Source organism: Gimesia benthica (genome assembly GCF_009720525.1).
Taxonomy (GTDB): Bacteria; Planctomycetota; Planctomycetia; order Planctomycetales; family Planctomycetaceae; genus Gimesia; species Gimesia benthica.
In genome coordinates, this window is the sequence record NZ_CP043930.1 from 1,130,394 (window position 1) to 1,145,739 (window position 15,346).

A 15,346-nucleotide genomic window follows, 5' to 3' on the forward strand; every position below is an offset into this window, starting at 1 on the left:
CGATCATGCCCACCAAGCGTCATTCATCCGAACAGATTATTTCGAAGCTCCGGGAAGCCGAAGTCCATTCTGCCCAAGGAATGATGATTCCCCTGATGTGCAAAAAAATGGGAATCCACCAGTAGACTTACTATAAGTTGCGTCGTGAATAAGGTGCTTTACGGATGGACCAGGCGAAACGTCTGAAAGAGCTGGAGAAGGAAAATGCCCGTCTCAAGAAGCTGCTGGCAGAGTCGGAACCGGATAAAGCCATTTTGTGGGAAGCTACCTCGGGGATGGTACACGGTCGTACTTATTGATGTCCCCAATGCAAACCCATTTTCCTCACCGAGGTCAGTGATTGAGTTTTCAAACAGGTTTCGATAAACTGATCAGATGGTAATCTAAATGATTTCATTACTCTTTTTCCGTGCACTCGCCACGGTGAAGAGACCGAGTCAGGGGCTATTTTGCCCTCAAAACATTGATGTCATTTCCGCGATTTTACAACACGAGGACGGAAGATTATCAATCGACCTTTCCTTGCGACGAACTTTTTGCAGAAAGACAACATGAATCAATCATCTTCACAAGATTCCAATTCTCCCGAGAGTGGTACAGCTGACTGGCAAGACTACGGAAAGTACCGCGGGCGAGTTCTTCATCGGGAAAAACTGGCGAACAATGTCAGTCGATACATCGTCGAAAAACCGGAAGGATTTACGTTCCAGCCCGGACAGGCCGTTGAATTAGCAATTGACGAAGAGGGGTGGCGTGAAGATAAGCGACCGTTCACAATGACGAGTCTACCCAGCAATCCCAGGCTGGAATTCATTATCAAATCCTATAAGACGGAAGAAAATCCCCAGCACGATGGTATGACAGAGCACTTAGGACGTGATGTCGAAGTCGGAGACCGTGTGATTTTCGGAGATGCATGGGGAACGATTACTTACCGGGGTCCGGGAATCTTTATCGCCGGCGGAGCTGGACTGACGCCGTTCATTGCAATCTTCCGGTCTCTGGAACAGCAGGAGCAGATCGAAGGAAATCGATTGTTTTTCTCCAATAAAACGAAGAATGACGTGTTTCTACAAGGAGACTTGTTTCGCATGCTCGGTCGGTCCGCAGTTTGCACGCTGACTCAGGAGACACACCCGGACTATGAGTCGGGCCGCATTGATCGGGAGTGGCTCGAACATCGCGTAGACGATTTCTCACAGAATTTCTATGTTTGCGGTCCTCCCGCGATGGTGGAAGACATTCAAGAGATTTTGAAAAGTCTGGGGGCTGATCCCGAAGCTTTGGTCTTTGAAGGTAAAGAATGATTGGGCCGTGCCCAGTAGATAGGTTCCGTCTCTAGCCCATAATGCCGAATATTTCCCTTTAGCTTTGCAAACTATTAAGCTTTGGAAACTGTTCTTCACGCATTGTTGGAACGATTCCGCTGCCGTATGAATTGTGATTTCTTCGCCAATAATTTTATTCCGCGACTGGACATTTAAGATTACGTTCCTTCTTCAGTGTCAGCATTGATCTGGCCCCAACTCTGTACCTGTTGGAATGTGAGTGAACAAGGGTTTTCAGACCAGGCATGCCTGGTCTGAAAACTTCGCAAACCCCAGAGGCGTCCTGTTGCCCAATACACTGTGGGGACGTCGCCCGCTGTAATCCTTACGCCAGGAATCCCGTTTTTTCTGGGCAGCTTCCAGTGATAGGAACCAGTGCTGGTTCAGACATTCCTGTCTCAGTCGATCAATGTGTGGATGCACTCAATTGACTGCCGCACCAGGAAATTGGTCTCATTATTTTTTTGACCGATTTTGTAATATTTATTAGAATCATTATCACTTAAATTCAAACACGACTATAAGTGCTTGGAATTATCTTAGGAGAGAAGAAGAGACATGTCCGGCTCAATTTTTCGTCGTAAGGAAATCTGGGTTGACCTCTTCGTAAGTACATCTCTCAGCGTCCCTGTCGGCATTGTGGCCGCACTTTTGTCTCCGTTCACTTATCTGCTATTTAAAAAAACAGAGGATCTTCAATTCACAGTGACGGTGATAGACCATCTCTATGAATATTATGTCCCATATGCTCTGACTGGTGGATTCATATTTAGTCTACTGTTTGGTTTCGCAACCTCCGTGTACTGTCTGGTAGTGCGAAGGTATTATGCTTCTATTTTTGCATTACCGATTCTCGCATTTGGTGCTGGCATATTTGCGATCCGCATTGTTCTGAACCCCACTATCGCTGCAGGTTTGACGACACCTTTTGGGATGATGTTTGGACCAACAAGTGCGTTCTGTACGGCGTTTTCGATTTGTTTGTACGTTGGGATTTGGTCATATTGGAGCGTCTATCATGACACTAAAATTGAAAGTGAACTGAATCCGGAAACGGATTGATCATTCGCATTTCCTCAAAGTGGCTGGCTAAGGGATGGGAAGAATATTCTGCCGGGTTATTTTGAATTGAATAGTCCATTGAGAATTCGTATCGTGACTTTCTTTGTCCGATACTCGATGTGTCAAATTTCTGGAAGAGATCATCAAATGATAAATTCACCGATCTCACCAACGTCATGATGGCCTGTCTGGTGTGCTGTGCAGGTTGGGCCGGCGAGAAACATGACCTTGCCCAGTTAACCGGATCCAGAACTTGATATACTAATCAGAATTCTGGACTAATTGAGGAGACGAGCATGTTCACCAAGCATCATTCATACGAACAGACCACTTCGAAACTCCGGGAAGCGGAAGTCCATCTCGCCCGGGGGGTGACGATTCCCAACCTCAACGAAAGCGAAAAAATCACATCCCAGAAGAGGTCCAATTAGGCGTCCAAAATGGTCCAATCCCGGGTCCAATTAGAAAAACGCACTCTCCATAAACCACTTGTTTTCAGGTATTTACGACTTCCATTCTGGAAACCCGCCGCCTCCACTCAATGGCCACTTACCGAAACTGGTAAGTGGCCATTTTTATTGCGCTTACTAATTCCCGCCGTCCCACAACTGCTGTCCCAACACCCCCTATTTGGGTAAAAGTCCGATAAATAGTCCGATTAAATGTCCGATAAGGGGCTTTTCGGGGTCCGATTTCGCCCCTATTCTTGCTTATCGGACAGAGACTCCAATAAAATTTTGGGACAAAGGAGGGGCAAAATGGCCACCAGAACGGGCCGCCTGAACAAGCCGGATCGACAGGGACAATACGTTCGCCAGCTGGGCTGGAAACGGAATGACAGCGGTCGAAAAATACAGCATAAATTCCGCCTGGGATCAGACCGCCGCGAAGCCGAGAGACGGGATGGACTGCTGCGACAACTCTGGGAAGAGATCGAGGGGGCCGCGACAGAGCAGGAGCCGCTCTGGAATGAATTCACCCTGGATCTGGCCAGGGCCATAGCCAAAGGATCGGCTGTCTCCGGCCGAGTTCGTCAAGAGTATTCGCAGAGGGGGCGATAATAAAGCATTTGAAAAAGCGGGCTATCCAACAATGCCCGGGGAGAGCTATCGAGGTATGTGGTGGGTCTTGCACAATGAGCATGGTGCATTCGCTGCGCGTGGGGTGCATGGCCAAACCATCTATGTCGATCCTACCGCAGAGATGGTAATTGTTCGCTTGGCCTCTCACCCTAAAGCGAAAAATGCTCACATCGATCCCACCAGCCTTCCCAGCTACCAGGCTGTTGCTGAGTATCTCCTGTCTATCAATAAATAGCCCGCTGGTTTCATTTACAGAGCCTCGGTACCAGAAGCCAATCCGTTCTGCTCGCCCGCTTCCACTCCGCTCCAACAGGCAAGCAATGACCTGCCCCCACGGACGAAAACGACCGAAAGATTTGGAATTGCAGGGCCGCGTTTCTCGACGTTCGATACTTTCAATGGGAATATCTTCAACAATCCAGCCTGCTAAAACAACGACAGTAAAAACAGTATGCCACTTTCTGACTACCTGTCATTCTTAACTAAAATATTTTGCCTCAAATATCATTTTCATATACATTATATTCAGTCTTTTTTCCTTTGCGATATTGTATGAACTCCCGCACTATATCAATGTCACCAGTCACTTACTCTAAGAGAGATCTGTCAGATGACAAACGAGACTCCATCACCGACGAAATTATTCATCCTGTTGACCTTAGTACTGTTTTCCCTAATGCCAGTTATCGAGTTACATGCTGAGGGCGATCTGCCGAATATTACATCTCTTCAGTTATCGGTTGGGGAGGATGGTAACTGCACACTTAAAGTAGATAGTCGCGACACTGAAGAAGCCCATAAGCGAGATGAAAAAGTCAAAGGTGAAGAAATCAAGCTTGAAGCATTTGGTGACGCCAAGGTAAATAAGCTAGATGATGGCCGCCTTAATGTAATTTATGATTTTGCAACGATCAAAGATGCAACTCAACTGTTTCCTTCATTTCTCAATGATCAAGCAAAAAAACAGCTAGGTCAGTCAATCAGTATTGATGAAGACGAAGGTGTACTGGTCCTGACTCCAGCCAATAACAAAAGGGTTAATCTCCCTCTTCCTAGAATGCTTCGTCCTCCATTTACTGTAAGGATAGATTTGCTTGGGCATTCAGAAGGTATGTTTCAATTAACCGCATCACCGGGTGGGAATTTAATAGCAACATCCTTACATGGATCCAAAACACCTGAGAAAAGTGCATCTGTCGGTGATATTCGAGTTATCTCACGATCCGCAAACAGCAAGCAACTGAATTCTCTTCTTAAAGTGAACCATCAGAAAGCAGAACTAAGAGACTATCATTTCAAGGTAGATCCAGAAGCGGTCAAAAACAACGCAATGCTTGGAATTGGTTATTTCGGAGATCTTCCTATTGCCGTTAAAAAAATTGAAATCACAGCCAAAATTCCTCCTTCATTCGGAATTGCTTTAAAACAGGTTGGAACAAGAATCATAGCTCAACAGGTTGTGGATGGTAGTGCGGCACAGAAAGCAGGAATTAGAAAAAATGATGTTATCGTGGCCATTGGAGATAAAAAGGCAAAAAGTGCCAAAGATGCTCTAAATTCATTCTCTGAATGTGAACTTGGAAAAGAGGTCGTTCTGAAGGTCCAAAGATACGGCAAAGACAGAGCAATTAAAGTGATTCCCCAATAGGTATGGGGGTTTGATGTTTCAATCGTACTCAGGTCATCAATCATTAAGTTGGAATGAGTGTCAATCTCTGACTCTCAGGTTCAATGAAGCAGCCAAAATCTGAAATCAAGGTAGAACTTGTGAGTTCTGATAGAACTTCAGGCTACGTACAAGTGGCTGTACGTCTAATCAAAGGTGGCACACCGTGTCCAACGATGAAGATGAGACTCAATGATGGCAGCAGCCTCTGGGGAGTCACAGGCTACGGTATTGACCTTGCCCCTTATCTGCGACCAGAACGATCCGAACCATAAGACCAGATCATGATTAAGCGTCTGCTTTCTCAATCCAAGTATCAAATTAACCGGGGCTCTCAGAATTAATTCTCAGGCCAAAAAACTGCATGCCCCCTCTGTCAAGAGTACTCGAGCAAAAATGCCTGAACACTGCAATTGACAGCAGTACAAAATCTAAGGTAGAGGAACTGGTGCAGGAGGCGGTGTTTTTGACTTATCGTCCTTATCAGCCTGATAGACTGAAATAACTTCCTCTTTCAAAATCCAGCCCCGTGGGTAAGGGAACTTCAGCTTCTCTACCCAGAGCCACTTGTTATTGGACTGGACCACCCTGATCATTTCTCCTTTTGCAATTTTCGCAATGGTCTCCGACTTGGCTTTGATTTCCGTTGCCTTTACGGCCACCGCAATCAGCCAATCAGGCTCTAAGGAAGATTTGTCCTTCAATGCCTCTTCCCAGTTCCCCAGGGATGCATACGCATCCGAACGCCCCGATAACGCCTCGTGATATCCGGGCTTCTTATCCAAAGCAGCAGTAAAGATTTTTACTGCGTTTGAAAATTTTCCTTCCTTCAACATCGCCAACCCTGCTTGAGTCTGCGAATACCAATCCAGCATCCCCGCGTATTCCGCGGAGATCGCCAGAATTTCATCCAGATATGCATCCCTCTCAAAGCGTTCCTGGTCATCCCAGGAGATGCGTTTGGGCGTAACCTGCTGCTCCTGCTGTGCCAGGAAGGCCAACTCATTCAGCGGGGTGGTTTTCCGCTTGATCTGCTGACCATAACGTTTGACCTCTGCAAGGTACTTTCGAAATTCCAGCGAGTCAGTGCGGCGTTGTTTCGAGTGACTCAACAATTCTCGGATGATATCAGAGCTAACCAGTTCATACTGGGAAACCGGAGTCGCATCCATCGATTCAACCTGAAATGATTCCCGGTTCAATTCATCAAAGGTTTTCGCATACTCGGTAAACGAAGGTATCCACAGGTCAGTCTTGACGCCATCCACATGCAGACGCTTTCCCCCAGGCCGAAAAAAGACCCGGGTCGCTATCTGTAACCGGCCCAGTTGCGGAGGCTCTTTTTCCTGAGAGACCTTTTTCCCAATATCAAAAAAATCCTGAACCATCACACTTCCAAACGTGGAACTGTCGCCGATGATCAGGCCACGCTGGTAATCCTGAATGGCGGCGGTCAGAATTTCGGCTCCCCCCGCACTGTACTTACTAGTCAGTACCACCAACGGACCTTTCCAGACCTGTGTTGGTTTTCCGCCATTATATTTCTTGATTTCACCAGCCTGGTCTTTCAGTTGTGTCACTGGTCGGTTTCCAATGAAGAGACTGGCAAACCGTAGGGATTCATTCAGCAGCCCCCCCGAGTTATTTCGCAGATCCAGCACAAGCACGTCGACATCCTGTTTCCGGAAATCGGCTAATAGCTTCTGCATATCACTGAAACTGCTCCGGGATGAGGCGTCCTTACCTGTCATGTAGAAGCCGGGAACGGCCACAAAGCCCACCCGAGTTTTGTGCTTATCTCCGGGAGCCTGTTCAATAAATACGGTACTCCTCAGGCCGGACAGTTTCACATTCTCGCGTGTGAGTTCAATAATCCGGGGCTCGGCTGCTTTTACAGGTTTGGAGACCACCTTGAGACGGACTCGACTGCCCTCAGGGCCTCGAATCATTCCTACGACTTTATCGAGTCGTAATCCCGATGTGGTTTTAAAATCTGCATTCTCTTCAGCGACTCCAATGATCTGGTCTCCACGGTGGAGCTTTCCTGACCGAGCTGCGGGACCACCGGCTGGGACTTCAATCACTTCAATAGTACCGTCCACCAATTGGAGACGAGCTCCGATCCCCTGCAAACGCCGCCGCAAGTTATCCTGATATTGTCTCATGGACTGGGTTGAGAAATAGCGGCTCCCGCTATTATAAGCGTTTGCCAGTGCTGTCAGAGCCGACTCCAGTAACTGTTCATCATCGATCCCCTCCTGGATCCGAAACTGGTTTTCGACATGATGCTTAACTCCCTCTTTGGCTTCGATCAGCCCCATTCCCCGGGCTTTGCGTTTGAGCAACTCCAGCTTCACTCGTTTCCGCCAGATCTCCCGAGCCTCCAGTTCGTTTTCCGGATAGGGAACTTCATCGTGACGCATGATTTCTTCATTCTGTGAAAAATCATGCTCCATCGCCAGGTACTCTCTGATGATTTTCAGATTCTGGCTTCTTCTCTCCAGATACCTGTGAAAAACCTCGTAGGCAAAGTCAATCTTACCCTCTTTGACTTCGTCATCGATTTGTTTGGATCGAGTTAGGAATTCATCGATATCAGACTGATAAAAGAAGAGTTTCACAGGATCCAGTTGTTCGATGTAGTTCAGCATCCAACGGCGTGCGATCGCGTCATCCAGTTCGTGTGGATGATAATGTTTTTGCGTCAGCAGATCCACGACCTCTTTGATAATCCGCCTGCTTCGCGTATCCTGCCCTTTCAGGTTATCCTTCAAATGGGGAGCCGTTTCGGCGGGAACCGGAATCACGCTGGCCGCATACATCCGCATCAGACGGGCTACCGGCTGCGAACCGGTGTCATCGATAAACAGCAGGACCCGCCCGGCCTGATACAACTGAGGTTTCCACTTGGAAGAAACCGTCATACCGATCTTTGCCGCTTCAGAAAGCCCCCCTTCCCGGGGTTCACCCAGTTTAAAGATTTGGGCCACCGCATCGGGTGAGACGCCATCGGGTAACGTGACATCGATACTCTGCACCACCCCCTTTCGCGTCGTGACCTGAATCTGTTTGTAGCCGCGTACCTGGTACTGCAGAATTTCAGTCTGGTTGTCCCGTTTTTCGCGTGCAGCCGGTTTCCCCCATTTTTCATCCGCTTCCAGTTCTGCGACCGTTGTGGCGCCGGCCTCCGCATTGCGGAAGAAAAAAGACTGCTGATCATCGGGCGTGGCTTCTGTCGGCGGTGTCGTGGGAGTGCCCGGCGGCGTTTGCGGAGTCACGCTGGCCACTTCGGGGATCGGATCCAGTTCTACCGGGGAGGCATTGACGTCGCAGCCTTTATTGACTTCATCGAGCGACTTCCAGCCCCAGCTCGGGTTTACTTCGATGACGTGACCGGCGATGAACTGTTCGCGGTAATATTGCCGAAGGTAGCGGGACGGATCGACACCCGGTGCTTCGGGAATATGGATGATGGAGCCGTCCGGCTGAAATGCCGTGTTGGGATAATCCAGACCCGGTGAGCCATCGTATTGATTTTCAGGACCATGGTGGACGACGTTGCCGCCGGAATAATGAATGGCTGCGTTGATTTCCTTGATCAGATTAATTTGCCAGGGATAGACACCACCGTACTGCTCCTCGTCAAAGATGCGTTTCTGTCCCGGCTCGAAGACGGGTTTGGTGGGAGGGGCACGCTCTGCAGGAGGCCCCCGCGGCGTTCCCACTGCCAGCAGATCGTAGTCCGCCGTTAACGGGTTGCCCGTGCTGTCTGCTAGCACGAGGAATTCCTGTTCGGTCACCGCATAATCGCTGGCATTCAGTTTCTGATCATGTTCCGGATCATAGTAGCTGCCATCACCGAGATCCACCACGACCTGTTCCGGGTTATTCGCTTCCCTGTATTTGACAACGATCAGCGGTTTGCCGTCATAAGGCGCCTCGTCATACTTCAGCGGGACCGAGATCGCATCCCGGTTGGCCATACAGGACTGGACCTGGTCATCATATTTCTTGATTTCCTCCGGGGTCACGCCGATCTTGCGCCCCAGCTTACTGAACCGCTGCAGGACCGGGATGAATCCCTTATGAGGTCCCCAGTCCGAACTTTTGCCCTTGATCTTCATGTTTTTGGTCGCGGCCCCCTGTCGGATCCGCATGGTGGCATGCTCGTTGACCGGGCGGACCAGAATCACCAGGTCCGTTTCGCGTGCGACCCGGGACAGGATTTCGGCATGCTCCGGCAGAACGTTCGAGCGGGCAATCGCTTCACTCCGGCTGACGACAGTCCAGTCCCGCGGTATATTGCCGGACTGTCCCGGCTTCACGTTACTCAAAGGCTGGCCTGCGGACAGAAAACCGCGATCATCGAACTGCTCTGCCGAGCCGGTCAACAATTCAATGATCCGGTTCTGCACTTCGGGATAGCGGGGAGCATAGCCATGCAGGACGTTACAGATGGTGGTCGTATATTTTGGACGCAACGTTCCCAGCTGACTCTGCAGGCGGACGGTACAGTCATTTTGCGTATTGCCAAACACCGCAGCCCGGAACAGGAGCATCAGCACCTGTTCGTCGTTCATGTTTCCGCCCAGGAAACCTTTGTTCCGCCGGTAATCCAGGGTCTGCAGGTAATCCAGCAGTCGGTTCGCGTCTTCTTTCTGCTGGACCTGGGTAAACACCTTTTCCAGCATATTGGGATGTTCGTAAAAGATCTCGCAGACGGCAATCGCTTCATTGCGGTATTTGGCTTCAAAGTCGTACATATCCCGCGCCGTCGCAACCAGCCCAATCGCATGCGACGGAATGGGGGTCGGGCCGATTTTCTGTAACGCGCGCGAGCCCGGGATCTGGTCCAGAGCGGCACCGGTATCCAAGCCCGTTTTCCAGTCGGCAAAACCATACAGCCCGCGCGAGGCAAGCCAGTCGAAGAGCCCCTGCTCCCCGATTTTGATGGCCCGCAGGGCGTGGAACACCCGCGGCATATCCGATCCATGGTGCGTGGAGGCAATTGTGAGCAGCCGATGAATATCACCCTGCTGGAAGTTCGCCGGACGCTTATAATCCGGGTTGTACTGGGGCGAGGCATACACCCGGGGGAGTACGCCTCCCAGGCTATGGCCGACGACGTCTGCCTGGGTCGCGGCAAGTTCTAATTGACTGGAGCGGAAATCAAGCAGTGCCTGTTCGATCCCGTTATGCGCTTTATCCCAGACTACGGTTTTGTTGTCTTCAAACCGGCTCGGGCCGCTTCCTTTCCGGCCGTTACTCTTTTCAAAATCGACCATGTAAACTGCCAGACCGGCATTGGTTAAGCGTCGTAACAGCGAAGGGCCGCGCCGGGTTGTGGTCTGCCAGCAGTTCTCTGGATTGTCATACGTGCCATGCACCAGCACAACCGGTGGGCGGGCAAGCTGGATCGGAAATTCTTTTGTGGCAGGGTTCGTTGACGATCCCGAGTCTGCAGTTTGCAGCGCCACTTCCACCGGGATCGATCGCAGTTCCACCTGGACCTCCCGCTCTCCGATATTGAGCGTCCTGCGGGTCGATTTCGCTGAAGACACACCGGAGAAATCTCGCGGGGGCGCATAGAGCGCAAAGGCATAATGCTTCCCTTCAAACTCGACCGTTTTTGCGTCGAGACTCTGCAGATCCAGTGAGGCGGAGGGTTTCTTGAACTTCTGTTTCAGCTGGAGACCATCCAGATGATCTAGGGAACCGGCCTGCTGATTCGGTAAACGAAATGTGACCGTCCCCGCTTTATTGGACTCGGCGCGGAGCAACAGCAGACTCACCCCATCAGCAACGGTGCCCTTGCGTTTCAGATCCCATTTGACCAGATCTTCTTTTTCCTGATTGATCCGGTTCTGTCGCGCCTGCTGGAGTGCTTCGCCTTCCAGTCCCTCTCCCTGCTCGATCTTGAGGGGCAATTGCAGATCGGACGCTTCTGAATTGAGAGTCGTATTCGCATCGAGCAGAGTCAGCTCAACCGGTTCAGCCGCGATCTCGGCCTGACGGTAGCGTAGAATCAGATCGTACTGATTGACCATTCGTCCGGGGATCGGCCCTCCCTCATCTCCAATTGTATCGGCAATATGCAGCGTGACCGTGATGTAGTAGGGTGTTTCTTTCCGCCGGGGCAGAGGCTGAATGGAGTTGATCAACCCACTGTTCGCGGGGAGCGTGAGCGTGTGGGTAAATCCGTCTTCACCTCCCGGTTTGCCTTTGGATTTCTGGAAATACGTATGCGAACTGCGATACTTGACCGGCGAGGTGGATTCCGCCAGCGGGATTCCCAGCATCTGAAACCACTGCAGTTGTCCCGCAGAAGAGACATCCTGAAAAGTCTCCTGCTTTCCCTGCTGTCCAAAGCCGACCAGGGGATCCTGGTGGAACAGCTGCGGATCACTCAGACGCAGTCCGCGGGGCGTCCAGGGAGTACCAACGCTGATCCGGTGTGTGGTTTCTAATGGAAACCCCTGACTGTTCGGGTTTTCATAGTTTCCAATGATGCGCGAGCGTGTGGAAAAGCGGACCGACTGTTTCAGCAGGGCTGCGATCAGCGGAGGAAAAGAGCCCTGGTTAATTGGCTTGACCAGATGGGCAAATTTCATCTCCTTCGGAAATTCATAGTGTACCTGGACCCTGACGGTTTTGTAGTCCCCTTGTGGTTTTTTGATTCGACGTGGCCAGAGCTTGCGAACAAATTCGGCGGTATAATTCGTGCCGTCTCCGCCGGGTGTCACATCCTGGGGAGTATGGACGATGCGGGTGCGTCTACTGCCTGCAGCATCCCGTTTTTTCTGATCCTCTTCAGGATCAATTACACGTAGCTGGACTTTATCCAGTACAAACTGGGTCGGCCCCAGATCGATGGCCAGTTTTTCCTGTGGCGGGTCTGCAGCAAAACTGTGCCCCAATGAAATCAGCAGGCACAGTGAGAAACAAATCAAGGCGTGAATCAATAAACGAGAGGGAATCATCAGCTAGTCCTCCCCAGGCGGGCATGGCATCAATCACTTAATAAAACTTGAGACGCACACCAGATGATTGCCAGTTATTTGACTGCAAAAAACCGGGCAGTGGCGGATTGAAACTCATCACAAGAAAAGTGAGAGGCTTTCATAGCATGAAAAAACTGCTGTCGTTCCTCGACAACAACACTCGCGATTATAAATTGGACATACAGGTTGTCAATAAGTTCCTGACAGTGAGTCACGCAGTTCTGTTGAAAAGAGAGTCGATCCTGGTTTTCGTAACCTGCAAATCGCGCCACACCGGGATTTTCCCGATGGCCTAACAGGGTCTTCTACCTAAAACTTCCAGTTTCTGCTCACTGCTTTTCTTCCATTCAGCTCTTGGGGGCAATGTGAAGAGCAAGCAGATGTCATATCTGAGTCCAATTCAGTGGCTGACAGAAAGCAGTCGTGGATAAAAAAGAATAGCTCTTCCCAGATCTGATTCACAACATTGGATTGATATCTGTCTGGGTGTTCCTGCTGGCCTGCTCCAGGTGTAACCAGTGACAAGCTTATACAACTCAGCTGCTGAAGACATCGTGATTACTGTTCATTTTGAAACACGAAGTATTCAGGTCTGATGTATAGATTCCTCTCAATCACAGATGAACCTGATCTCGAATTAAGATCAGGCCAACTAAAAAGCCAACAATTAATGGATGTTTCTATCCACTATTAATTGCCATCATTCTGAAAGCGATTTATGATGGATAGAAGAAGTTTTTCGGCACATTGATTTTGATCGCTTGTCCGACTGCTTCCTGGCTCGGATACGCGGTCCAGCTTCCACATTGGGGAGGGTGGCTTGATGAAATCCAAAACAGTTTTGGTCACCGCATTGCTGCTGCTTTCAGTCTTGGTGATTACATCTCTCGGTCAGCTCGTCGTGAATGGCGAAACTAATCAGCCTGACAGTCCGAAGAACAAGCATAATTCTCCCGTTGCTGAAACGACTGATGCTCTTTCAGTTGCCAGTGATTCGTCCCTTTCCGGTATCCTGATTTTTTCCGCAGCCGATGCGCAAGGAGTCATCAATCCACAGTCAGGCCGGCTGAATCTACAGGTGACAGATCTCAGTGCGCTGAGCGGTAAGAGTCCTCTCGAACTCCAGCGTTCGCTGCAAAGGGAAAGCACAGGGCCTGGCCTGCTCGGCTCTCTCTGGAAACTGAATTGGGAATCCCGGCTCCTTAAGGCCGGCTCAGTGGTGTCCCTGGTGGAACCGACTGGCATCACCTATTTCACATCGAACGCTGGCGAGTCGATCTATCATAGTTCATCAGGCGAACAGCTGACTTTTATCGGTGATCGCGTACTGCGGGAAAAGATCGATGGGGCAAACGAGATTTTCGATGAGGAAGGACGGCTCCTGGAACGGACCACCAGCCAGGGAAATACATTTTTTCTGACTTACAAGCCGGACGGCACTCTTGAGCGTGTGGAGGGTCCTGATGGAACTTTTCTTCAATTCATCTCAAACGAGACTGGTCAACTCGAAAAAGTCCAACACTCGAGTGGTCTCTCAGTCAGATATCAATACTTGTCAGGTGAGCTTTGCAAAGTAGAAGCAGATCATGGCCCTGATGTCGTATACGCCTATGCCACAGGGGGGCTGCTTTCCCGTATCGACCACCAGCAATTTGGCAGTATTCACTTTGAATACGATCAAAAGAAGCGGGTCTTGAAACGTCGCTGGTCCGATGGAAGCCAGGAAAGTTTCGAGTATGACGATGCTAACCGGACAGTACAGCATACTGACGCAGACGGCGTGGTCACGTCGATCCACACCAGTCCTGATCAGCGTCGGGAAGAATATACAGATGGGTTGGGGCATAAAACGGTACTCGAGTACGACTCAAATGGTCGTGTCACCCAGGCGATCGGTCCGACGAACCAGGTTGTAAAACTGACCTATGATGAACTGGGACGCACCACCAGAGTAGAGAACGAGAAAGTCGGCTCGGTTCAGATCGGCTATCGTGGTGAGAGTCGAGTGCCAGCAGCGGTATCCGGTCCGGGTAGAATCCACAAGTCGTTTGAATACGATGATCAACACAAACTGTTAAGCATGAGTGAGGGAAAGCATTCCCAGGTTCAACTGGAATACGATGCAGACGGTAAACTCAAAAGTTTGAATTCCTGTGCGTCGTGCGGCAAGGTGGACCTTTCCTTTCACTACAACGCCCGTGGCCAGATAACCTCTGTCACCGATGCGGAGGGGAATGCCTGGAAATACGAACGGGACGCTTTGGGAAATATTCTGCGGGAAGTGAGCCCCATCGGAGGAATCACGACCCGACGTTATGATGGGCGAGGCAATCTCGTCAGCCAGATCGCGCCTGAGGGAGGCGCCCGCATCTACCGATATGCGCCCGGCGGGCTGATGACCTCCATGACAGACGCCATGGGGGCAACAACCCGTTACCACTATGCAGGGCGACAGATTACCGTCACTGATTCAGAGGGGCGAAACACACAGTACGAGTACACACCAACCGGACGGCTTAAAAAAATCACTGCCCCCGGTAACAGGGCATACCAGTTCGAGTACAATGCTGCAGGCAAACTGAAGAGAACGCTCAATCCCCTGGGTAAAGCGATTGAGCAGCAATACGATGCGTTAGGCCAGTTGACTCAGGCAACAGATACGGCAGGTGGAGTGACGCGCTATGAATACGCCGCATCAGGCCAACCAAGTAAGGTCATTGCTCCCTCAGGGCTCAGCACCCATTACGAGTATAACGCAGAAGGCAAGTTGCAGACCTTGACTGATCACAGAGGCCGGCAAACACGATATGAGTACACTGACGACCTGCAGTTGGCGAAAGTCATACTCCCCACCGGAACGGAAATCAGTTATCAATACAATGATCAGGGACAATTGTCAGCCCGGCTGGAAAACCAGAAATTGATCGTTCATTACGAGTATGATCTGCTGGGCCGCGTGAACAGAGAAAACTATGCCAGTGGTCTGGAACGCTCTTTTCGCTACGATGCCTTGGGGAATCTGCTCAGCCGCCACGATAATGGGGGGGGACGGACTATGATTACGACAAGCAAAGTCGGCTGATAGCGACCAGAAACACAGCGGGCACATCCAGACGTTTTCGCTATGACCTGACCGGGAACCTGCTGGGGATCACGAACTCCTTCGGAGATTCTAAACGCTTCAGGTATACCTCGACAGGCAAACTG

At 50.4% G+C, this 15,346-nt stretch carries 8 protein-coding genes and 2 pseudogenes; 8 read left to right on the forward strand and 2 right to left on the reverse strand.

The features are described from left to right. Nucleotides 1-164 precede the first annotated feature (164 nt). Both F1728_RS32075 and F1728_RS04550 read left to right on the forward strand, forming a co-directional pair. Entirely contained in the window at nucleotides 165-299 is a 135-nt protein-coding gene (locus F1728_RS32075) for a hypothetical protein (RefSeq protein ID WP_261344507.1), read from the forward strand. Nucleotides 300-551: 252 nt separating this feature from the next. Beyond that, nucleotides 552-1,307, forward strand: a complete 756-nt coding sequence (locus F1728_RS04550) for a ferredoxin reductase domain-containing protein (RefSeq protein WP_155363091.1) — start codon at nucleotides 552-554, stop codon at nucleotides 1,305-1,307. 288 nt (nucleotides 1,308-1,595) lie between these two features. Here the strand turns inward: F1728_RS04550 and F1728_RS04555 are convergent. Then, a pseudogene (locus tag F1728_RS04555) lies at nucleotides 1,596-1,733 on the reverse strand (integrase core domain-containing protein); the annotation flags it as partial. 153 nt (nucleotides 1,734-1,886) lie between these two features. Here F1728_RS04555 and F1728_RS04560 point away from each other — a divergent pair. From F1728_RS04560 to F1728_RS04570, 5 genes and pseudogenes are all read left to right on the forward strand, one after another. Then, nucleotides 1,887-2,390, forward strand: a complete 504-nt coding sequence (locus F1728_RS04560) for a hypothetical protein (protein ID WP_155363093.1) — start codon at nucleotides 1,887-1,889, stop codon at nucleotides 2,388-2,390. 296 nt (nucleotides 2,391-2,686) lie between these two features. Continuing rightward, nucleotides 2,687-2,821, forward strand: coding sequence for a hypothetical protein (locus tag F1728_RS32080; protein ID WP_261344508.1), 135 nt, complete (start codon nucleotides 2,687-2,689; stop codon nucleotides 2,819-2,821). 327 nt (nucleotides 2,822-3,148) lie between these two features. Continuing rightward, nucleotides 3,149-3,451, forward strand: a complete 303-nt coding sequence (locus F1728_RS04565; protein ID WP_155363094.1) for a hypothetical protein — start codon at nucleotides 3,149-3,151, stop codon at nucleotides 3,449-3,451. Next, nucleotides 3,399-3,707: pseudogene (locus tag F1728_RS32480) on the forward strand (6-aminohexanoate hydrolase); the annotation flags it as partial. The gene F1728_RS04565 and the pseudogene F1728_RS32480, both read left to right, overlap by 53 nt. Nucleotides 3,708-4,082: 375 nt before the next feature. Further along, entirely contained in the window at nucleotides 4,083-5,120 is a 1,038-nt protein-coding gene (locus F1728_RS04570; RefSeq protein ID WP_155363095.1) for a PDZ domain-containing protein, read from the forward strand. A 449-nt stretch (nucleotides 5,121-5,569) separates the two neighbouring features. Here F1728_RS04570 and F1728_RS04575 read toward each other — a convergent pair whose 3' ends face one another. Then, the gene (locus F1728_RS04575) at nucleotides 5,570-12,118 is read right to left on the reverse strand and encodes an alpha/beta fold hydrolase (RefSeq protein WP_155363096.1); all 6,549 of its coding nucleotides are present in this window, start codon (nucleotides 12,116-12,118) and stop codon (nucleotides 5,570-5,572) included. A gap of 844 nt (nucleotides 12,119-12,962) precedes the next feature. On the opposite strand from F1728_RS04575, the gene F1728_RS04580 reads away from it, so the two are divergent. Then, complete coding sequence (locus tag F1728_RS04580) at nucleotides 12,963-15,221, forward strand: DUF6531 domain-containing protein (RefSeq protein WP_155363097.1); 2,259 nt, start codon at nucleotides 12,963-12,965, stop codon at nucleotides 15,219-15,221. The last annotated feature ends 125 nt before the right edge of the window (nucleotides 15,222-15,346 follow it).